The organism is Psychromonas arctica DSM 14288, assembly GCF_000482725.1.
Lineage (GTDB): Bacteria > Pseudomonadota > Gammaproteobacteria > Enterobacterales > Psychromonadaceae > Psychromonas > Psychromonas arctica.
Genome location: NZ_AXWP01000051.1, coordinates 10884 through 33468, shown reverse-complemented (window position 1 = coordinate 33468; position 22585 = coordinate 10884). Strand labels below are relative to the sequence as shown.

Here is a 22585-nt window from a genome sequence, read left to right as displayed (position 1 = left end):
GCCAACTCACTTTATAAAAAGGAAATAATATGCGCTTTTTACATACCATGGTCAGAGTCAATGATTTAGAAAAATCGATGCACTTTTATTGTGATCTTCTTGGGCTGGTCCTTGTTAAAAAAAATGATTATGAAAAAGGTCAGTTCTCATTAATTTATCTGACAGCTCCCGAAAATATTATAGAGGGCACTGAGTTAAAAGACTTAGATAGTCCACTTATTGAACTCACCTATAATTGGGAACCTGAAAGTTACAGCGAAGGTAGAAATTTTGGACACTTAGCGTTTGAGGTCGATGATATTTACGCGCTATGTGAAAAGCTACAAGCAGCAGGCGTTATTATTAACCGCCCCCCAAGAGATGGTCATATGGCCTTTGTAAGGTCACCTGATAATATTTCTATTGAGTTATTACAGAAAGGCAAAAAGTTAGCAGCTACAGAGCCTTGGGCTTCAATGGAAAATACCGGTTCTTGGTAAAATAGTCTTGATAAACGGCTAAATAATCGATATTGATTGCTAACGGATATATGTCGATGACGATAATTAAATTGTTAACGCATTTAGTTATCGTCATCACCAATCACATTGAAGGTATATGCAATATGCTACTAAATTTTTCAAACTATACCTCTGCACAACGTTACCACTTAATGACCCAAACTATTGTGCCTCGCCCAATCGCTTGGGTATTAACCCAATCAGATAATAATAGCCCGAATAAAGTCTATAATTTAGCCCCCTTTTCATACTTTACAGCCGTATCAAGCGATCCTGCGATACTGATGATTTCACTGGGTAAAAAGCCAAATGGCGATAATAAAGATACCTTAACCAATGTGTTAAAAAACAAAAAAATGGTGATCCATATTGCCTCTGATAATCAAGCTGAGATCGTGACGCAAACCGCAGCGACATTAGATTACGGTGATTCAGAGTTGTTTGCCACAGACCTAACAACCACAGCCTTTGATGGCTTTCCATTACCACGTTTAGAACAATGTCATATTGCTTATGGGTGTGAACTTTATGAAATTAAAGAGATAGGTGATTTACCACAGACATTGATTTTTGTTGAGATTAAACGTTTATATATTAATGATCAGGTGTTAAATACAGAAGATCCTGACCGAATCAATATTGCAGCTGATAAAGTCAAACCACTAGCACGACTAGGTGGAGGTGAATATGCATCGATCACCGCCCCATTTAGCTTGAAACGACCAGATTAACTAACTTTTATTACTGAAATAGAAAATGCTTCGCTGTCAGTCTCTTTGAATTCTCTGGGTATAGTTTCTTTTCTGACAAAAGAAAGTAGGGTCGCCGACAAGGCGAAACCTGTGTTGATGATTATTCAAATAACACCACGAGCGCAGACGAGATAAAACTCATATAAAAAAGCACAAATCCCCACACCGAACATGTGGAACGAAAATAAACTAAATCTATTAACGCAAAGGAAGTAATTTTAATCAATTCATATAACTAGATATAACGGTAACACTTAAATCATGGTGGAAGTAAAACCCCAGCGTAAAGTTTTCCCAAGCTAAACTGTCATTTTAGCAATCGCAAACAGGACGTTTGCGATAATGTCAGAATGACCATGGACGGTCATCCTGACATGATGCGTTTAAAATGGCGGTTTAGGTTGGTTCAGAAAACGCTCCGCTGTCAGTTTCTTTGCCTACTTTCTTTTCTGACAAAAGAAAGTAGGGTCGCCGACAAGGCGAAACCTGTGTTGATAATTATTCAAATAACACCACGAGCGCAGACGAGATAAAACTCATATAAAAAAGCACAAATCCCCACACCGAACATGTGGAACCAGAATGCTACAAAAATAATGAGTAAATCGAACAACAAACTCAGAGGAAAAAAATCAACCTAATTCAATTATCCCGACATATTATTTACATTTAATAAATAACGCGACGAGATTGCCAATAATGCTTGCGCCAATATGGATTTGAAAGTTTTGATATTTTCACACCTTTACTGGTCGAAACATGAAAAAACTCCCCTTCTCCCATATAAATACCTACGTGCCTACTAGACCGACCTGTTTTAAAGAAAACCAAATCACCCACTTTCAACTGGCTTTTTTTAATTGAGAAACCCTTTCTTACTTGATATTCAGTAGTACGCGGCAATTGGATGTTAAAGCTATTTTTAAAGACTTTTTGCACTAAGCTTGAGCAGTCAATACCATGTAGACTATTACCGCCGTATCGATAGGGACTGCCTTCCCAATACTCATGCTCATTAAGTAACAATAAATATAATAGATCTCCGGTCTGCATATTAGCGGCTGAGGTTTTATTTGAGCTTGAAGTAATGGCAGAAGAGGCATTGTTTGTTATTGAGGAGGTATTAGTATTAAGTGAGGTATTATTTTGATGGTCAGTTTTTGATGAACAGGCAGCTAAAAGGCATAATAAAGGTAATAAACTTAACTTATAACTTAATTTACAGCTTAGTTTATGGCTCAGTCTAGAAGTTGGTTCGGACTTAAAATCAGACCTTGATTGAAAATTATGACGTTTTAACACCCAAAGCATAAACTTACTCCACTCGTTTAACTCACATTCTAATAGACTCATCACCGTTATTTTTATCAAAAATAAAAATGGGGCTTACGCCCCAAAGTTTAGTATCTATTTAAAGCTTTAAAAGCTTAACCTAAAATTTCGGCAAGTTCAGCGCTGATCACATCAACGGCTTTAGTACCATCAAACTTATGATGAGCACCATTACCTTGTGCAGCTTCTTGCTTGTAGTAAGCAATAAGAGGCGCTGTTTGTGTATGGTAAATATCTAAACGTTTACGTACTGTCGCTTCTTCATCATCAGGGCGGATAGATAAATCATCACCTGTCACATCATCTTTACCTTCCACTTGTGGTGGATTGTAAATAACGTGGTAAGTGCGGCCAGATCCAGAATGAACACGACGACCAGCCATACGCTTAACGATTTCTTCGTCAGGCACATCAAATTCAAGTACGAAATCAACAATCACACCTGCTTCTTTCATTGCATCAGCTTGTGGAATAGTGCGAGGGAAACCATCTAGTAAAAAACCTTTTGCACAGTCTTCTTGTGCAATACGTTCTTTAACCAAACCAATGATTAGCTCATCAGAGACTAATTGGCCTGCATCCATTAATTCTTTTGCTTTTAATCCAAGCTCTGTGCCCGCTTTCGCAGCTGCACGTAACATGTCACCCGTAGATATTTGTGGGATACCATATTTGTCCATCATGAACTGAGCTTGTGTACCTTTACCAGCACCTGGTGCACCTAATAAGATAATGCGCATTTATAGCTTCCTATGTAATTAATAAATTCCAGACCGAAATTTACACGTTTGTGGCAATTTTCTCAAGAATATCAACAAAAAAGGCCTGCATAAGCAGGCCTTCGACACATTTATGAGAAGATTATCCTAATAAAAGTTTATTAATTCGAGCTACAAATTCTGATGGGTCATCTAAACTACCCTTTTCAGAAAGTACTGCTTGTTGTAATAACAACTCAGCCCACTCTGCAAATAATACCTCATCAGTCATATCCGCTAATTTAGTGATCATGACATGTTCAGGGTTAAGCTCAAAAATTGGCTTACTTTCTGGAACGGGTTGACCCATTTGTGCCATCAATTTAGCCATTTGCGTACTCATATCATCATTATCAGCAACAATACAAGATGGTGTAGAAGTTAGACGTTGTGTTAAACGGACATCTTTCACTTTATCACCAAGCACTTTTTTAGTACGTTCGATGAAGCTAGCAAATTCAGTGTTTTGTTTTTCTTGCTCTTGTTTCTCTTCTTCAGAATCAAGTTTACCTAGATCTAAATCACCCTGAGTTACGCTGACAAATGTTTTACCATCATACTCTGGCAAATGGCTTAATAACCACTCATCAACACGGTCTGATAGCAATAGTACTTCGATACCTTTCTTACGTAAGATCTCTAAGTGAGGACTATTTTTAGCCGCATTAAAGCTATCAGCAGTAATGTAGTAAATTTTATCTTGCTCTTCGTTCATGCGTTCAATATACGCATCTAAAGAAACGGTTTGTTCCGCTACATCAGCTTCAGTTGATGCAAAACGGAATAACTTAGCAATCTGCTCTTTATTACTTGGATCTTCGGCAGGCCCTTCTTTTAATACTTGACCAAACTCAGCCCAAAATGCGTTGTATTCAGTTTCATTTTTCTTAGCAAACTTAGTTAGCATAGAAAGCGCACGTTTAGTACAAGCACTACGTAACTTAGTCGTAACACGTGTATCTTGTAGGATTTCACGAGATACATTCAATGGTAAATCATTTGAATCCAACACACCTTTAACAAAACGCAAGTAAGTCGGCATGAATTGCTCAGCGTCATCCATAATGAAAACACGTTGCACGTATAATTTTAAGCCATGCGCTTTTTCACGGTTCCATAAATCATAAGGAGCACGCTTAGGAATGTACAATAAGCTCGTGTATTCTTGCTCACCCTCAACTTTATTATGAGACCATGTTAGAGGGTCTTCGAAGTCATTAGCGATATGCTTGTAGAACTCTTTGTATTCTTCGTCTTTTAAATCACTTTTTGAACAATTCCATAAAGCCGTTGCTTTATTAATTGATTCCCAAGCAGCTTCAACAGCAGGTACTTTTTCGCCATCAGGACCTTCAGATTCAGGCACTGCATCTTTGAACATTTGCACAGGAATACTGATATGATCTGAATATTTGGAAACGACACTACGTAATTTATAATCATTTAAAAATTCAGTTTCATCATCACGTAAATGTAGAATGATTTCAGTACCACGATCTGCTTTTTCAATATCAGCAACAGTGTAGTCTGCTTCACCTGCAGACTCCCAACATGTACCTTGAGAAGCATCATCACCCGCTTTACGAGTGTTAACGGTTACTTTATCAGCAACAATAAATGCAGAATAGAAACCAACACCAAATTGACCGATTAGTTGTGAATCTTTAACTTGGTCACCAGATAATTGCTCGAAAAAGTCACTAGTACCAGACTTAGCAATCGTACCTAAATGCTCAATAACTTCATCGCGCGTCATACCAATACCATTATCGCTAATAGTGATGGTTTTTGCTTCTTCATCAAAGCTTAAACGAACTCGTAGATCAGCATCGTTTTCAAACAAGCTACCATCAGATAATGCTTTGAAACGTAGTTTGTCAGCGGCATCAGCGGCATTTGAAACAAGCTCACGTAGGAAAATTTCTTTATTTGAATATAAAGAGTGGATCATTAATTTAAGAAGTTTACCAGTATCAGCACTGAACGCATGATTTTGTTGATGTTCCATATTTCTATTTCTCTCTTAAACAAGTGGTTATTGGTGTTACTTAGATAATTAAGAGATGGAGACACTTAGATTGATTTCAAGAGCTAAAAACAATTTTTTTAAAAGTTCTATACTATCCAAAGGAATTTTTAATAAAAAAAACGCGGCTAATATGCCGCGTAGTATAGATATCAAAAAATAAATAGCATTTAAAGAATGCTGTTTACTTTTTTGTAACGAATTTTTTTAATACGTTTCAATTTGGAATAACTACGAATTTTTGTTGTTATTTTCCAAATATTGGAAAGTAATAACGTATAAATAACAAACGTTAAAATAAATCCATAGAACATTATCGGTGCAGCTACATTAGCTAACTCACCATAAATACCAATAACAGCAAACAAGCTAGCCATAAAACAAATAGCCAATAAAGTTTGTGTTGGATTTAATCCCAAGCGCTGACAGATATGATGTAAATGTTCTCTATCCGGTTTAAATGGGCTATCACCACGGCGTATCCGTCTAATCATAATAGCGGCCATATCATTTAAAGGTAAACCAATGATCCATAACGCAGTTACTGCGCGCATTGCCGTTTGCTCTGAAGCATCACCAGTAGCCGACTGCGAGGCTAATAATAATAACCAAATAACAGTAAACCCAATTAACATACTGCCTGCATCGCCCATAAACACTTTGCGAGTACGGCCAAATGCACCAAGGTTAAACAATATATATGGCAACATCGCTACAATAAATACTGCACATAAATAAGCTAAATTAGCTTCTCCATGTAAATAGAAAATAACACCCAACGCAGCAAAGGTTACCGATGCAAGTCCACCTAATAAACCATCAATTCCATCAACCATATTAAATGCATTAATAGCACCAATCACAGCGAATATAGTAATTATCTGCGCTATTGCACTTGGCAACAAGACCTCACCAAAACCAAACATATTACCAAGGTTTGTAAGTAAAGCCCCAGCAAAGTGGATCATCAATAAGGCTAAACCAGCTTGAACTAATAAACGTAATCTAAAACTAATATCCCAGCGGTCATCTGCTACACCAACAGCAACTAAAATAGCCATACAAAGTGCATATATATGGGAATAAGGAAGCATTTCTGGGTTGTTGTATAAAAAGTATAATATAGAGAGGCAAATAGATAAGCCTCCAACTAGAGGGATAGTACCTTTATGAAATTTACGCTCATTCGGCTTATCAACTAAACCGATATACCTAGCAAACTTTCGCAAAGCAAATAGCGTTGTCATTGAAAAAACAAATATAAATGCTAAATCAATTAAGATATTTATCATAAAAACCAACTTTAAAAAAGAAAAATAACGTGAGCATGATACCGACTTAATCAAAAATTACCATAAAAAAGTCATTTTAAGCTAAAACAAAAAGGCCATTATTTGCATAAATAATGGCCTCAAATTGACGGTTTTTAACTTAAAAAGTTCACTCTAAACAATTAACTAATTGAAAATATAATGATTTAAAAAATTAATTTTCATTCTGTAAAATGAAATTAGTTAAAAAAGTAAGGCTTTTTATACCGCTTTAACGGCATCTGCAATATGGTTAGCCCATGTTTCAGCCAAGGTTTGCGACTCAGCTTCAACCATCACTCGAATTAAGGGTTCAGTACCAGATTTACGCAGTAAAATACGTCCTTTAGGTGTATCACTGCCTACTAATAAAGCTTTTTCAGCTTCAATAACCGCTGTTTTCACTAATTCGCTTTCTAATGGTTGATTATCACCCGCAAAACGTACGTTAATTAATATTTGCGGCATCATCGGCATATCATCAAGTAATTGCTCAAGTGTTTTTTCACTTTGCTTAATCACGGCTAATACTTGTAATGCCGCAACAATAGCATCACCAGTGGTGACCAAATGTCGGCAAATAACATGACCAGAGTTTTCACCACCTAACCACCACTCACGTTGCAGCAACTGTTCCATCACGTAACGGTCACCAACACCAGCGCGTACAAACGGAATACCTAATTTACCAAGGGCTACTTCAAGCCCCATATTTGACATCAAGGTGCCTACTACGCCACCTTTAAGTTGCCCATTAATAAGTGCCTGTTTTGCTAAGATATAAAGCAACTGGTCACCATCTGCAATATTACCTTGGCTATCAACCATCATGATTCGGTCACTATCACCATCAAGTGCAATCCCTAAATCAGCCTTGTTTTCAAGTACCGTTTTTTGCAATAACCCAAGTGATGTTGCACCACACTTATCATTGATATTAAAACCATCAGGTTTGTTGCCAATAGCAATGACTTCTGCACCGAGTTCATCAAAAACAGAAGGAGCAATGTGGTATGCAGCTCCATTCGCGCAATCAACAACTAACTTAAGGCCAGATAATGATAATGCAGAAGGGAATGTGCCCTTGCAAAACTCAATATAACGATCCGCTGCACCTTGCATTCTCGATGCTTTTCCTAGCAATTCAGAACTGACACAGCCCATTGGTTTATCTAGTTCGGCTTCAATCGCTAATTCAATCTCATCCGATAATTTTTCACCAGACGCTGAAAAGAATTTGATCCCATTATCGTAATAGGGATTATGAGAAGCACTGATCACTACACCAGCTTCAGCACGGAAAGTTTTCGTTAAGTAAGCTACAGCAGGAGTTGGCAACGGCCCAGTTAATACAGCGCTAATACCAGCAGCCGACAAGCCAGCTTCTAAAGCAGACTCAAGCATATAGCCAGAAATACGTGTATCTTTACCAATAATGACTTTTTTTGTGCCAAGGCGAGATAATACTCTTCCCGCAGCCCAGCCAAGTTTTAATGCAAAATCAGGAGTAATTGGATACTCCCCTACCTTGCCACGGACACCATCAGTGCCAAAATATTTTCTAGTCATTGTTATAATCCATTATTCGGTTTATTAATAAATTGGTTTAAATAAGTTAGGTTCAAATAAATTAGATATAAAAGTCAGCAGCCTTTAATCAGCCCCGAATAAATCTCGCGTATAAACTTTGTCAGCGACATCATCTAACTCATCACTCATGCGATTAGAGACAATCACATCGGCAATATTTTTAAATTCAGCTAAATCTTTATAAACAGTAGAATTGAAAAAGGCATCTCCCTCAAAAACAGGTTCATAAATGACCACCTCAATGCCTTTCGCTTTAATGCGTTTCATGATCCCTTGAATTGAAGATGCGCGGAAATTATCAGACCCAGATTTCATTATCAGTCTGTAAATTCCCACTATTTTAGGTTTTTTAGCGATAATTGAATCCGCAACAAAATCTTTACGAGTGGTATTGGCATCAACGATTGCGCCGATCAAATTATTGGGTACGTCTGCAAAGTTAGCTCGTAGTTGTTTGGTATCTTTTGGTAAACAGTATCCACCATAACCAAAAGAAGGGTTATTATAGTGATTGCCAATACGCGGATCTAAACTTACCCCTTCGATAATTTGACGAGAGTTTAATCCATGCGATTCAGCATAAGTATCCAATTCATTAAAGTAAGCAACACGTAGAGCAAGGTAGGTATTAGAAAATAGCTTTACAGCTTCCGCTTCGGTTGAGTCAGTAAATAACACATCGATATTTTCTTTTATCGCGCCTTGTACTAGTAAGTTTGCAAATACCTTTGCACGTTCACTTTGCTCACCAACTATAATACGAGAAGGATGTAAATTATCATATAAAGCGCGACCTTCCCGTAAAAACTCAGGAGAGAATATAATATTATCACACTCCATTGTTTGCTTAATACCCTGCGTGTAACCAACAGGAACCGTCGACTTAATAATCATGATCGCGTCAGGATTAATGCTCATTACATCTTTAATCACAGCTTCTACAGAAGAAGTATTAAAATAGTTAGTTGCAACATCGTAATCGGTTGGCGTAGCAATGATAACAAATTCAGCATTTTCATAAGCGGCTTGCTTATCAAGTGTCGCAGTAAAGTTAAGTGCTTTATTTTGTAAAAAATCTTCTATTTCAAGATCAGCAATAGGTGACTGCTTATTGTTTAACAGGGAGATTTTTTCTGCAACAATATCAACTGCAATCACTTCGTTGTGTTGTGCTAAAAGCATTGCATTGGAAAGACCTACATAACCGGTACCCGCGATGGCAATTTTCATATTTTAATAATTCCTACAAAAAAGACATTCATAAAAATGAATGTCTTAAAACAGATATAAATGCCTATTTAGGCATAAACTAGCTCGCCTATAAATATTAGCGATGAATGAGAGTGAAATTGCTAAATAGCATAAGGCAATAAAAACATTGCGTTGATTATCTCTACAAAAATGTCAATTTAAGATTTATTGTAAAATTTTTTATAGCAAAATACTAATTTATTGACTATAAACGCAAAAAATAATAAGACCAATCATCAAAAGGATAATCCTAAACCATGGAAGACAGAAACCAAACTATCAGGTGAAGGTGATCACATTCATTTAATGGTATCAGTCCACCCAAAGGTTGCAGTATCTAACTTAGTAGGAAAACTTAAAGTGAAGTCTTGATACATGATAAGGCGTAATCACAGGCAGCAAGTAAAAAGTAAATTATGGGGCAATCATTTTGGGAGTCCATCTTACTGCGTTGTTTCTTGTGGAGCTGCTAATTTAGATGTTATTAAAAAGTATATCGAAAACCAACAAGAGCCGCCAACTGAAAAAGTAATTAAGACATCTAAATAATTAAAGAGAATTTAGTTTAATCGCTAACTCGCCCGTGAACGAACGAGATTGGGCTCACGGGCTGTTTAAATAGAAAATAGATAGTGCCAGGGATGTAAAGATTGGTACAAAAATCAATACAACTGAAATCCAGTCCAACACAAAATCTGCCACAAAAACCACTACCATTAATAGAAAGATTAAACCATAAATGCTCATATTTAATTCATAAACCATTCTCTAATCATTCACCAGATACTGCAAAAATACTTGTAAACATAGTTCCCCATAACAATTAGCATTATCATGGCAGTGATTTTAATCTACTAATTTTCAAGTAATTTCAAAAGATCATCATGTAGATCTTTAGGAATTGACACGGTGTTGTTTTTAATATTGCGTTCCCTTGCTGCATAGCGTCTTTGTGAAGGTAGACGTGCCCCCTGAGCTACAATATCAGCAAATAGACGTTCAGCTCTTTCATCATTTACAATTACATTTCCTCCACTCAATAAGTTAGGGTCTAAAGCAATTAAGATCTCTCCATGAAAAGGAGCCTCTGGTATGCCCTCGGCAAAAGCCATGCTTTCTTTACTAGTAAGATCGTCTATTAAAGGACCTGCTAATAACTCAATCATGATAGATAATGCGGAACCTTTATATCCACCAAATGTCAACATAGCACCATCAATCGCCTCTTCAGCATCAATCGTTGGGTTTCCATTTTTGTCTATTGCGACACCATCTGGTAATGATCTTCCAGCTCGTCGATATAACTCGATCTCACCTCTAGAAAACTGGCTAGTTGCAAAATCAAAGGTAAATGGATGCTTGCCATTACGAGGCCAACTAAATGCCAATGGGTTAGTTCCTAATAATCCCTTAGTACCTCCAGCTGGAGCCACCCAGGCATGACTAGGCACCATAGCAATAGCAACCAATCCAGCTTCAGACAATTTTTCCACCTCGGGCCATAATGCTGAAAAATGATAGCAACGATTAATTGCTAATGCAGCGATACCATTTTTTTTTGTTTTGTCTATCAGTAAAGGAAGAGCGGCATGCAAGGCGAGTAGCGAAATACCGTGGTTTGCATTCACCTTTACAATAGAAGAGCTGACATCGCTGATGGTTGGTATCGCGTCACCTTTCACACGCCCTGATTTAATACTTTCCACACACATAAGTAGTCGATAAAGGCCATGTGAGTGGCAATCGTCTCGTTGACATGTATAGATAATATCCGCAATAGCTCTGGCGTGATCTTGATTAAAACCATTGTGTCTTAATATCTGTTCACTGAGTTGGCGAATATCAGTCAAGCTTAAACTAACATTATCACTCATATATCCTCCAATTTTATAGGGGTCACTTTAAGTCATAGAACTTAGTATGTAGAGTTGGTTTAAGGCTTAAGTATTAGGGTCTCAAGCCATACTCCAAAAAGTTAATATTTTAGATTAGCTTTTTAACGACATTCAGCAATAACTCCACCTTGTTTGACCCATTGAGCAAACCATTGTTTAAATAACTTATACTGTTTTTCACAATATCCGCGCTGCTCAGCATTTAGTTTATCTGATTCATTAAAATGGAGGTCATATTCTTTTTCACCATTCAATACTAAGAGGTATTTAAAAAATAGAACAAGTTCAGGACCTTCATCAAAACTCGCTAAGACTGCAATCGCCTCTTCAAGTTCTTGTGCTCGAATACGAGCTTCTGTATGCCCTTCAGCTGCCAACATAGACAACCGAGTAAGTAAAAGAACCTCTTTTGGAAGCGCGGTTCCTATTCCAGTGATTGAACCTGTAGCACCACAATTTACGAAACCATGAAAAACCCTTGTGTCGACACCCACCATCAATAAAACTTCTTCATCTTTAGAAGTAATATTTTCAGCAGCATAGCGCATAGCTTCTTTAGTACCAAACTCTTTAAAACCGATCAGATTTTTGTGCTCTTCTCGAAGAGAGAAAAATAAATCAGCTTTAGTTTCATAGCCATATACAGGACTATTATAAATGATAGCTGGTATTGATGGAGCCGCAGATAAAATCGCTTTAAAGTGATTTTTTTGTGCTGTGATCACTGAACCTCGGGATAGCACACGAGGGATCACCATTAGCCCTGCAGCTCCGACTTTCTCAGCATGAGCAGCATGGGCTACAGCTGATTTGGTATTAATAGCTCCAGTTCCCACCATAACTGGTACACCAGCATCAACAAGACGCTCAACACCTTCCATACGCTCAGCGTCAGTCAATAAAGGCCAATCCCCCATAGAACCACAATAAACAACAGCAGACATTCCAGCCGATATCATTTCCAAGCCTTTTTTTACCAGAGCATCAAAATCAGGTGTGCGATCGTCTTTACAAGGGGTCATAAGAGCAGGTATTACGCCATAAAAAATATCTTTATTCATTTTTTAATCCTTTGTTAATGAGTTTATTATTAAAATTTTTAAAATAATTTAAGTTTCAGCAAAGCTCAAAATAGTCTCAATCTTTTACTTAAATAATTAGGACTTTAGCTATCTATTTCTAATGACTAATAGCAAATAGCTACTTTGCAACCTGCATTTCGAATACTGTATATTGTATGCAATATCAAAGATACAAGATACTGCTGTGTGCGTCAATAGATACTCAAAATTTAGATTAAGGCTAATTTAATACCTTTAAGTATGCCTCGTTCATAAGTTCCCCTTATGCTCTAAGCACTTATTAGCTAGCGATGTGAGTTATTTGAAAGCCAACATTTAATAAAAAAATAAAACTAATAAAACACCTCGCAATAATTGACAGGTTATGTCATTGCCCTATAATTGCGCTCCTTATTACGTGCTTGTGATTATGAAATTGATAGTCTAATGAGCTTAAATGGGAAGCATGTTCAACACTCGATTTCTAATTGGTTGAATAAATCATGCGCTGCCCCCGCAACTGTGAAGGTATGACTCACTATTTATTTGAATAGCGATTATCACCCAGCCAGATACCAGCGTAATAACGTCACTGTCCATACTGCGGGTCGGCCGTTATGGAACGTAAAATCGCATTTATTAATAATAGATGGGCGTAATGGTGACGAGCCAAAGAAAGTTTTTGCTGCTCAGTGACTGTTATGTTGAATGATGATGTAAAACGGTATTGTTAAATATTGTTGTTAGGTAATGCTGTTATTAATGATTGTATTACCATCCTATAACTACATTTTTAATGCCCTCGTCCTATTCCTCTTCTGCTATCACTGTGTAAGCAACTTTCTCCATTACTAAACCCAAGGAAGAAACATGTTTACCCTTCGTTATACTTCGATAGCTGTTATCGCATTAAGTATCTGCAGTGCAAACTCATTGGCAGATGACGAAATAACATCATCACAAACTAGCCCACGTAAAAATATTTTAATTACCAAAGGGTTTAGTGCACCTAATGCAACCACGCAAAACTATAGTGGTGAGAATATTGTCAGCATCGTGCCTAGTGACAGTGATATTAATAAAACTTTAGATCAATTAATTGCGGAAAATACGCCAGGATTTGTTCATACCAATTCCGGGACAGCCAAACATAATGCCAGCAATTATCACCGTGGCCTTTCTGATAAATATACTTTGTATTTATTAAATGGTGTGCCGTTTCCAACGTCAACCCTTGGTAGCCAGAACATTCCAACTATTCCCATGGAATCCATTGCATTAATTGAAGTTATCCGTGGCGCACAAGCATCTTTGTACGGTTCAAGCTCCTTAACCGGTGTGATCAATATCATTACTAAAACAGGTGACATGGCAGATACACAACTTAATATCAGTGCCGGATCTAACAATACTAAGCGAGTTGGTGCTGCTTATGCTAATAATTGGAATAATTTTCAGTTCATGACTTCATTTGATAGAGATCAGTCAGATGGGTACGATTTTATTGAAGACTCAAATGATGACTTTGGTTATGACGCTTATTCGATGAACAGTTATGCAGCTTATGTTACTGAGACAAACCGCTTCTCAATCGCGATCAATAATGCGACTTCTGACCTAGAAATCTATGAGTCATATCCTACTGTCGGTAAAGCTAAAACATCACAAGATACATTACAAATTACCGGTAAGTATATTCAACAATATACACAAAACCTATCATCTGAAGTTACGCTATCAACAGCAGAAGTAGATTTGAAGGCCGGCCACCCGGATGCAAGTAATGTTGATCATTATTCAACACGAGAAAACTTATTCCAACTTCACTTAAAAGGAGACTGGCAAGGGTTAACGGTTAATCTTGGAGGTGAGTTCATACAGTCCACCTACAAATCAAATGAAAATGGTAATGACCGTGATCAAGGTGCAGTATACTTAGCATTCAGCCACTACTTAACAGATTATTTGAATATTTCAGGCGGTATTCGTCATGATCATTATTCTGATTTTGGTGATGCCCTAACCTACTCTGCAGGATTTTCATTATTTGAAACGGCCAGCATCAACTATAAAACTTCTTTCACCGCTCCCTCTTATAATGACCTATATTGGCCAGGCAGCGGCAACCCAGATTTAGAGTCAGAAGAAGGTGAAATTTTAGAACTTTCATTAACACATGACTTCGATACTCAATATGCTTACATTCCATTAAAACTTAATTTTTACACCGGTTCATTAGATAATAAAATTCAGTGGGCCCCTATTTCAGTGGGCTCTTGGGATTGGTCTCCGTTTAACATAGGTGAAGTTAAAATAAAAGGTGCGGAGCTTTATACACAGTATAGTGCCAATGCCTATGCCTTTGATATTGCAGTCGCTTACTCTGAAAGTATTGATCAAGACACTAATCAGCAACTAGATAACGTACCAAAATGGTCTGGCTCTTCAAGCGTTGAATATTATCTCACTAACAAGCTTAAACCTAAATTTACCTACACCTACGTAGGCAAACGTACGACATCCTCTGATGAGTTACAAGAAGTGCATCTGCTCAGCTTAGCAATGACCTATCAGTTAAATCAGCATATTAACCTTGGAGTTAATCTAAACAATATTACTGACAATGATAAGCAACTGCATAATGGGTATAATGCGGAAGGCAGAACAGTGCAATTTACAATAGGCGCACAACTGTAATTCAACAGTCAATTAATGATTAATTATCCATTTAATAATCAGCTATCACTAAATAGTGAATGGTTGAGGATCATGGCCTAAATTAAGGAGATAAAAATGAACAACAAAAAGCTCGTTATTTTTATTCTCCTTATCATTGTATTGGCAGTGCTTACTAATACAAAGCAGGGTCAATTATTTGCATTATTAAATCCTACACAAACTAACTTTACCACCCAAGTGGAAGGTGAAAAATTTCCACTAACATTACATGATCCAAGTGGTATTCAATATACACTAGCAACGCCGCCACAACGTTTAATATCAACCACTCTCGCAACGGATCATATTCTCTCAGATTTAGTTCCTCAGCAGCGTTTAGTCGGGGTAAGCAGTTACGTAGATTACCCTAGCCTATCCAATATTGTGGACTTTTATGACTCAACTATTGTACGTGCCAAAACAGAAATAGAATCGATTTTATCAAGACAACCTGACTTAGTGTTTGTCGCCTCTTATAGCGATCCAGAAACAGTGCGCTATCTGTTAAGAACAGGGATTGCAGTAGTGCGACTCAGTGAATTTAATACCTTTAACGATATCATTAATAATATTGAGTTGGTTGCAACAGTTACCGAAAGCCAAGCGCAAGCAAGTTTAATAATCAAAGACTTACGCGCTCGACTAAGCTTTATCAAGCAGCAAGTAAGCACCCTGCCAAAGCCACGCGTGCTATATTATGATTTAAATGGCTATAGTGTAGGTGGAAATGCTTTGATGAATGAGGCCATCAATATTTCAGGTGGAATAAACGTCGCAGAGGGTCAAATACCCGATGGAGAACATAAAATCAGTGAAGAGTTAGCCATCTCACTGCAACCCGATGTGATTATTATGAATGAATGGGTATTTAATCAATCGCAAGGACAAGCAAGTCCCGTAAATATCCTAATCAACAAAAAAGCCTGGGCAAATGTACCTGCCGTCCTAAATAATCAAGTTTATGCAGTACCTGGCACCTGGCTACGTAGTGTTTCACAACATAGAATCAAAGGCGTAGAAGCCATAGCTTCTATTCTTCATCCCAATATTAGCCAATATGATGAGAACAACCATGCTCAATAGTCCCCTCAGTAAACAACTTTTTATCGGATTATTAGCCGCTTTATTTTTAGTTTTAGCGCTACTGGCTATATTGCAAGGTCCTGTAGATCTGAATATCAACACTGTGGTCGAAATACTCAAAGCACAGCTCGTTAATTATTTGCCCGAACACATTCTGAAGTGGCAACAAAGTATTATTATTGATGTTCGCTTACCACGTGTGATCATTGCAATGTTTGCCGGTGCCAGCTTAGCGCTATGCGGATTAATAATGCAGGGCATGTTCCGAAACCCTCTCGCATCCCCTTCTGTATTAGGCGTATCATCTGGTGCATCATTAGGCGCGGTGATTGCCATCTACTTCGGTTTTTCTTTATTTTCAGCATGGGCAATACCACTATTTGCATTTATTGGTGCGGGTCTCTCATTGAGCATTGTCTACCGTATCGCATCTAATCAGGGGCAAGCGAACATCGCCACCTTGTTGCTTGCAGGGGTTGCTATCAGCGCATTAAATGTCGCTGCTATCTCTTTGTTATTAGGGTTATCACTGAGTAATTGGGATGTTGCACGAATGATTATTTATTGGACCATGGGCGGCTTAGACGGCAGAACCTGGGATCATGTTTTTATCATCCTCCCAATCATCTGTAGTGGCTTCATATTATTACTGTTTTACAATAAACCTCTGGATCTACTATTGCTTGGTGAACAGCACGCTTTATCCGTCGGTGTCGATGTAAAGCGTACTCGTCGTAATTTATTGATCATTAGTACTGCAATGGTAGGCGCTTCAGTTTCTGTGGTGGGAGGGATCGGCTTCATAGGCTTAGTGGTGCCACATATATTACGCTTGATACTTGGGCCGTCGCATCGTTATTTATTACCCGCCTGCTTATTCGGTGGTGCAATTACCTTACTCAGTGCAGATTTATTTTTAACATTATTTTTTAAAGCATCTGCAATCCCATTGGGAGTTATTACTGCCGGCCTTGGCGCACCGTTTTTCTTATTTCTACTGATTAGACAACGTGTGGAGATAAACTAATGATCCTGAAAAAATCGCCCCTATTACCGCAAGGAGTAAAACCAGCACTCTTATCAACTCAAGATCTATGTTTTGCCTATGATAGCAACACACAACTTTCAAACATTAACATAACCTGTTATTCGGGCGAATTTATTGGCTTAATTGGCGCTAATGGAGCAGGAAAAAGTACACTCCTTAAACTATTACTTGGATTACTACCGGTAAATAAAGGTAGTATTGAAGTTAACGGACAAACACTCAAAAAACTAAAGCGACGAGAAATAGCCAAGCAAATCGCATTTGTACCACAATCATTTGACCTGCCCTTTGCATTTACCGTTCAAGAAATTGTGATGATGGGCAGAAACCCTTATTTAGGGCCTTTTCAGCTTGCAACAAACAATGACCAAAGCATTGTAAAAGAAGTACTAAGTATTACAGATACAGTGCATCTACAAGATCGTAAAGTGAATCAACTATCTGGTGGTGAAAAACAACGCGTCATAATTGCACGCGCTTTGGCGCAACAATGTAAATGTATTTTATTGGATGAACCTATCGCAAGCTTAGATATCTGCCATCAGTTTGAAACGCTAGATTTGATCCAGTCATTAACTAAGCAGGGTAAATTAGCAATCACAGCCATCCATGATCTAAACTTAGCCGCACGTTATTGCTCACGGTTAATATTATTGGGTAAGGATCAACAGGGTGATATTTGCATCGTCGCCGATGGTTCACCAGTAAAGGTTTTAAGTCAAAAAAACTTAAAGGATTGCTTTAATATCAGAGCTGATATCATTCACCAACAGCAATCGATACAATTACACAACATAACGCCTATTGCTAGAAGTTAACTATTTTAACACTAGGTAAAAGCATTAAAGCGAGTACTTTTAAAATGCTAAAACGAGGCTTTAAACAGTTGATATTTATAGGCAAGATCGGTCGACTTGAACACAGCCATAACAATAACCATAAATTAAAAAAGCCTATTCAGTTTAAAACTCTGAATTTTTCTTTTTTTTAGTTTTTTATGCTGAAAGTAAACTAAATACAATCATTAATAATTGCGAATATCATTTATGATGCATTTTCTCATACATGATCATTTTAGGATAAAAGATGAAAGTTTTAATATTAGGTTCTGGTGTAATAGGTGTAACGAGCGCTTGGTATTTAGCTAAGTCAGGCCATGATGTAACCGTGGTTGACAGGCAGTCAAGTGTTGCAAATGAAACAAGTTTTGCCAATGCAGGTCAAATATCCCCTGGATATTCAGCACCTTGGGCAGCGCCAGGCATTCCAGTTAAAGCGATGAAATGGTTGATGCAAGAACTTGCTCCGCTAAAAATAAGTATTAAAGATCTCGATACCGAGACATTAGGTTGGATGACTAAAATGGTCGCCAATTGCAATACTAAAGATTATCACATCAATAAATCTAGAATGATGAGAGTAGCTGAATACAGCCGTGACTGTTTACGTGCGTTGAGAAAAGAAATTGATATTCAATATGACCATCGTACAAAAGGCACGTTACAAGTATTTCGTACCGCCAGCCAAGTAAAAAGCTCTAAAAAAGATATCGAAGTACTCGCTGAATGTGGCGTTGAACATAAAATACTGACACCCGACGATTGCTTAGCCTATGAACCAGCACTCAAACATACTATCCATAAAATCGTTGGTGGTATTCAATTACCCAATGATGAAACAGGTGATTGCCACAAATTTGTTACGGAATTAGCGAAAAAGTGTGAACAATTAGGTGTTAAGTTTGTCATGGATACTAAGATTGAAAAAATTAATAAACAAGGAAATCAAATCACCAGTGTTTCAACCAGTAAAGGTGAAATGACTGCCGATGCATATTTAATGGCACTAGGCTCATACTCAACACACATGCTCGCAAATGTAGGCATAAGAGTACCTGTTTATCCAATTAAAGGGTATTCACTGAGCCTGCCAATAAAAGATTACTCTGCAGCACCTGAATCAACTATCATGGATGAAACCTATAAAGTAGCAATCACACGTTTGGGTGAACGTATTCGAGTAGGTGGCACTGCTGAAATCACTTCTTATAACTTAGCATTATTAGAAAAACGTCGTAAAAATATCGAGTTTTCTATAGCTGATTTATTCCCTCATGCTGGTGATTTACAAAAAGGCGAATTCTGGACGGGCTTAAGACCGATGACACCAGACGGCACACCTATTTTAGGTAAAACAAAAATTGATAACTTATTCTTGAACACAGGTCACGGTACGTTAGGCTGGACAATGTCAGTCGGTTCAGCGAAGTTTGTAAGTGATGTTATCAATAGTCAAACACCGGATATTGATAGCGAAGGTTTATCAGTAGATAGATACGCACGTTAGGGGAAATCATGGCTAGATCAGCAACAGCAGTTATTAAATTAAGTGCGATTAAACAAAATTATTTATATGCAAAATCGCTTGCTGCTCCAGCTAAAGCGATTGCAACAATCAAAGCTAATGCATACGGACACGGCGCGATTGAAGTAGCCAATGCGTTAGCCGATGTTGCCGATGCATTTGGTGTCGCCTGTATTGAAGAAGCCAAAGAATTACGTGATGCAGGGATTAAAAAACCTATTTTATTGCTCGAAGGTTTCTTTACCGCTGATGAACTCAGCTACATCAGTGAAAATAACATCTGGTGCGCAATACATCATCAGTATCAGTTAGATGCCTTAAAACAAGCAACACTTAGCCAGCCGATTAACGCTTGGTTAAAAATGGACTCTGGTATGCATCGCTTAGGCTTTTTACCTGAAGAGTATGCAGATGCTTTTCAACAATTAGCAGCCATGAGTCAAGTGAATAATATTGTCCATATGAGTCACTTTTCATCGGCGGATGATTTAACGTCATCACTAACTGAGCAACAAACTAAATTATTTATAGAGACAATTGGTGATTTACCCGGAGAAGTCAGTATCGCTAATTCACCGGCAGTGTTGAGAAAAGCTATCCCCAACAGAAGCCAATGGGTACGCCCTGGTATTGTTATTTATGGCGCATCACCTATTGATGAAAGTAAGTTAGAAAAGCCATTAGCACCAGCAATGACTTTTCAAGCAAAAGTGATCTCGGAGCGTACCATCAGTAAAGACGAAAGCGTCGGTTATAACGCCCTGTGGACAGCGGATAAAACAACTAAAATAGGCACAGTGTCAATTGGTTATGCAGATGGTTACCCCAGACATGCTAAAACTGGAACGCCGGTATTAATCAATGGTAAACAAAGCCAAATATTAGGCCGAGTTTCTATGGATATGTTGATGGTAGACTTATCAATGTTTGAGCAAGAAAGCTGTATTGGGTTTGATGTCGAACTTTGGGGTGAGAACATTACCGTAAATCAAGTTGCAGAATGTGCAGATACCATCTCCTACACCTTATTTTGCGGTCTAACCCGTCGAGTCAGTAAGTCATATATCGATTAATAGTAGTACTTCTTTAACAGTAATAGTTGCTTATTTTTTAAGAGTAACTATTGCTTAATAAACAGCTATTCGATCATCGTCATACGTGATCAAATAGCTGTTATTAAAAAATTTGCTATTGTTCAAATGCTTTTTGTTGATCTGTTCAGATTTTATAGAGTTCCAATCTATACAAAATCGATAAGCTAAGCCCATAAAAAAGTGGACACCTCGTTCAACAACAATATCCACCTTCCCCCACTTTGAATTTTCCCCTTTTACAGCGCGCTTTCTCTGGTCATTAATTCAATTTAGCAAAACCAAACAAGACATTTTTAATAAAGTATAGCGGTGTAAATACCGTCACCTGAAGACTTAAACGAACATCTTAAATATCTCTTCATAATCAGAGAAGGGATCATAAAAAGCATTTTTATCATTGATCCGCGCTCGTAACTCAGCTTTAAGACTTTTTACCGTGGTGCAGTCACGAATAAATCCATCTATTGCTGCGCACTCACAGTCCAATTCGTGACAATGAGCTTCCATCCCTTCTTGGACCAATTTTTTACTACGCGCTTTAAACTTGCGCCAAACTACGGTTTCAATTTGATCATTATGTTGTAACGCGCGATATTCTGCATTTAGGTTCCGTACTTTTTCCTCTAATAAAGGCAACAGATTGGCTAATGTTGCTTTATCAAACGTCGGATCGTCGTCAAAGTGAGTGAGGTATAATTGCAATATGGCAAAGACATCTTTATGTCGACGTGCTTCAGCAAGGACTTGCATTTGTAAGTGCTTTTGTTGCTTTATTTGGAGATCTTGCTCTTTATCAGGATGTAATTTAGACGCTAACCGTTTATACATCTTATTGAGCTGACTCCCTTTAAACAGCTTATCTAACTCACTATGTTTAAGTTGTTCCTCTGCCTTGTCTTCCTCATCATCTTGATGGAAGCGTTGATAGAAATCGTCGAAAAAATGGTCGTCAAAGGGCGTTTCATCATCCTCTTCAAGTTCATCAATCTCTTCAGCCTCTTCAGACGCCTCATGCGCATCCAGATACTCATATATTTTCTGAGGATCTAATATCAATGCTTTTAATTGTTCGTCACTCAAGTCGAAATCAATCTCAAATTCAGCGTTTAGTGAGGCTTTCATAAGTTCGACTTCAGTTGATGACATTTTGTCAAGTTGTTGCTCTTGACTCATCACTAGCAGTGCTTTTACTCGTGTATTTAACGCTTCAAACTCCTCTGAAGAGTTAAAAGGATGATCCTGTAAATAACTCAACTCTTCTAAGATCCAATCAGTCAACTCTACGCGCTCGGTCTCTGACAAGGATTTACGAGGAAGAAAACTGGCAAGGTGATCCACTTTTGAGCTCAGCCACCTTATTTGCATTTGTTCATAAGGCAACACGACCTCTTCAAATTGCTGATAATTAATGGCCAGTTTTTTGGTAAAAGAAGCATTGCGTTTTTGATGCTTTTCAATCTTTTGCCACAAGCTTTGCAATTTATTATCAGATTTTTTATTCAACGGTGTTTGTGCAATTTTTTTAAGTGAAGATAGTTGTGTCATTAAACTGTTCTCGGTTAGGTTGCCGGTTACCATGCTCTAATATGCTAACATTAAGCATTTTTTTTTGCATCTGACTTGTCGTTAAACTGACGCTGATGTAGAAAGAATCCCCTGTCATAACATCGATTAAGTGAGTGGGTAAACATACCTAATTCGTAACTATTCAGCCTATAAAAATGGGCTGAATTAATTCATGGAAGGGATAAAGGGGGTTCCGTTAAACAGGTCAATCAACGCATCAAGCCTGTTAAGACCTTG

Annotated in this window: 17 protein-coding genes, 1 pseudogene and 1 riboswitch; of the genes and pseudogenes, 9 read left to right on the top strand and 9 right to left on the bottom strand. The window is 37.8% G+C overall.

Annotation, left to right across the window (positions count from 1 at the left end):
* The first annotated feature begins 29 nt into the window (after positions 1-29).
* Positions 30-479 carry a lactoylglutathione lyase gene (gene gloA, locus H592_RS0108125; protein ID WP_028868332.1) on the top strand — a complete coding sequence of 150 codons (450 nt, stop codon included), beginning with the start codon at positions 30-32 and terminating at the stop codon, positions 477-479.
* A gap of 56 nt (positions 480-535) precedes the next feature.
* Positions 536-1231, top strand: coding sequence for a flavin reductase family protein (locus H592_RS0108120; protein WP_342665419.1), 696 nt, complete (start codon positions 536-538; stop codon positions 1229-1231).
* Between the two features lie 690 nt (positions 1232-1921).
* On the opposite strand, the gene H592_RS24390 is transcribed toward H592_RS0108120, so the two are convergent.
* From H592_RS24390 to H592_RS0108090, 6 genes are all read right to left on the bottom strand, one after another.
* Positions 1922-2563, bottom strand: a complete 642-nt coding sequence (locus H592_RS24390; protein WP_084296234.1) for a C40 family peptidase — start codon at positions 2561-2563, stop codon at positions 1922-1924.
* A gap of 116 nt (positions 2564-2679) precedes the next feature.
* Entirely contained in the window at positions 2680-3324 is a 645-nt protein-coding gene (gene adk / locus H592_RS0108110; protein WP_028868329.1) for an adenylate kinase, read from the bottom strand.
* 121 nt (positions 3325-3445) lie between these two features.
* On the bottom strand, positions 3446-5350 hold the full coding sequence (gene htpG / locus H592_RS0108105; RefSeq protein WP_028868328.1) for a molecular chaperone HtpG: 1905 nt from the start codon (positions 5348-5350) through the stop codon (positions 3446-3448).
* Between the two features lie 188 nt (positions 5351-5538).
* Positions 5539-6660, bottom strand: coding sequence for a UDP-N-acetylglucosamine--undecaprenyl-phosphate N-acetylglucosaminephosphotransferase (gene wecA / locus H592_RS0108100; RefSeq protein ID WP_028868327.1), 1122 nt, complete (start codon positions 6658-6660; stop codon positions 5539-5541).
* Positions 6661-6900: 240 nt separating this feature from the next.
* Positions 6901-8247 carry a phosphoglucosamine mutase gene (gene glmM, locus H592_RS0108095; RefSeq protein ID WP_037071295.1) on the bottom strand — a complete coding sequence of 449 codons (1347 nt, stop codon included), beginning with the start codon at positions 8245-8247 and terminating at the stop codon, positions 6901-6903.
* Positions 8248-8331: 84 nt separating this feature from the next.
* Entirely contained in the window at positions 8332-9498 is a 1167-nt protein-coding gene (locus tag H592_RS0108090) for a nucleotide sugar dehydrogenase (RefSeq protein WP_028868325.1), read from the bottom strand.
* A 222-nt stretch (positions 9499-9720) separates the two neighbouring features.
* On the opposite strand from H592_RS0108090, the pseudogene tnpA reads away from it, so the two are divergent.
* Positions 9721-10068: pseudogene (gene tnpA / locus H592_RS21785) on the top strand (IS200/IS605 family transposase).
* Between the two features lie 305 nt (positions 10069-10373).
* Here tnpA and H592_RS0108075 read toward each other — a convergent pair.
* Together H592_RS0108075 and H592_RS0108070 are read right to left on the bottom strand one after the other, a co-directional pair.
* Positions 10374-11393: an Ldh family oxidoreductase gene (locus tag H592_RS0108075; protein ID WP_028868324.1), complete on the bottom strand. Its 1020-nt coding sequence runs from the start codon at positions 11391-11393 to the stop codon at positions 10374-10376.
* A 122-nt stretch (positions 11394-11515) separates the two neighbouring features.
* Positions 11516-12475, bottom strand: a complete 960-nt coding sequence (locus tag H592_RS0108070) for a dihydrodipicolinate synthase family protein (protein WP_028868323.1) — start codon at positions 12473-12475, stop codon at positions 11516-11518.
* A gap of 399 nt (positions 12476-12874) precedes the next feature.
* Positions 12875-13073: riboswitch (cobalamin riboswitch) on the top strand.
* Positions 13074-13345: 272 nt separating this feature from the next.
* On the opposite strand from H592_RS0108070, the gene H592_RS0108065 reads away from it, so the two are divergent.
* The 6 genes from H592_RS0108065 (at position 13346) to alr (ending at position 20761) form a co-directional block, all read left to right on the top strand.
* Positions 13346-15172: a TonB-dependent receptor plug domain-containing protein gene (locus H592_RS0108065; protein ID WP_028868322.1), complete on the top strand. Its 1827-nt coding sequence runs from the start codon at positions 13346-13348 to the stop codon at positions 15170-15172.
* Positions 15173-15268: 96 nt separating this feature from the next.
* A complete protein-coding gene (locus tag H592_RS0108060) occupies positions 15269-16276 on the top strand; it encodes an ABC transporter substrate-binding protein (protein WP_028868321.1) in 1008 nt (335 codons plus the stop codon).
* Positions 16266-17303 carry a FecCD family ABC transporter permease gene (locus H592_RS0108055; RefSeq protein ID WP_028868320.1) on the top strand — a complete coding sequence of 346 codons (1038 nt, stop codon included), beginning with the start codon at positions 16266-16268 and terminating at the stop codon, positions 17301-17303. The genes H592_RS0108060 and H592_RS0108055 overlap by 11 nt, the downstream gene beginning before the upstream one ends.
* Positions 17303-18142: an ABC transporter ATP-binding protein gene (locus tag H592_RS21780; RefSeq protein ID WP_051369085.1), complete on the top strand. Its 840-nt coding sequence runs from the start codon at positions 17303-17305 to the stop codon at positions 18140-18142. Before H592_RS0108055 ends, H592_RS21780 begins: the two co-directional genes overlap by 1 nt.
* A gap of 268 nt (positions 18143-18410) precedes the next feature.
* On the top strand, positions 18411-19670 hold the full coding sequence (locus H592_RS0108045) for a D-amino acid dehydrogenase (protein ID WP_028868319.1): 1260 nt from the start codon (positions 18411-18413) through the stop codon (positions 19668-19670).
* 8 nt (positions 19671-19678) lie between these two features.
* Entirely contained in the window at positions 19679-20761 is a 1083-nt protein-coding gene (alr, locus tag H592_RS0108040) for an alanine racemase (protein ID WP_028868318.1), read from the top strand.
* Between the two features lie 354 nt (positions 20762-21115).
* On the opposite strand, the gene H592_RS0108035 is transcribed toward alr, so the two are convergent.
* Positions 21116-22327 carry a hypothetical protein gene (locus H592_RS0108035; RefSeq protein WP_156916095.1) on the bottom strand — a complete coding sequence of 404 codons (1212 nt, stop codon included), beginning with the start codon at positions 22325-22327 and terminating at the stop codon, positions 21116-21118.
* Between the last annotated feature and the right edge of the window lie 258 nt (positions 22328-22585).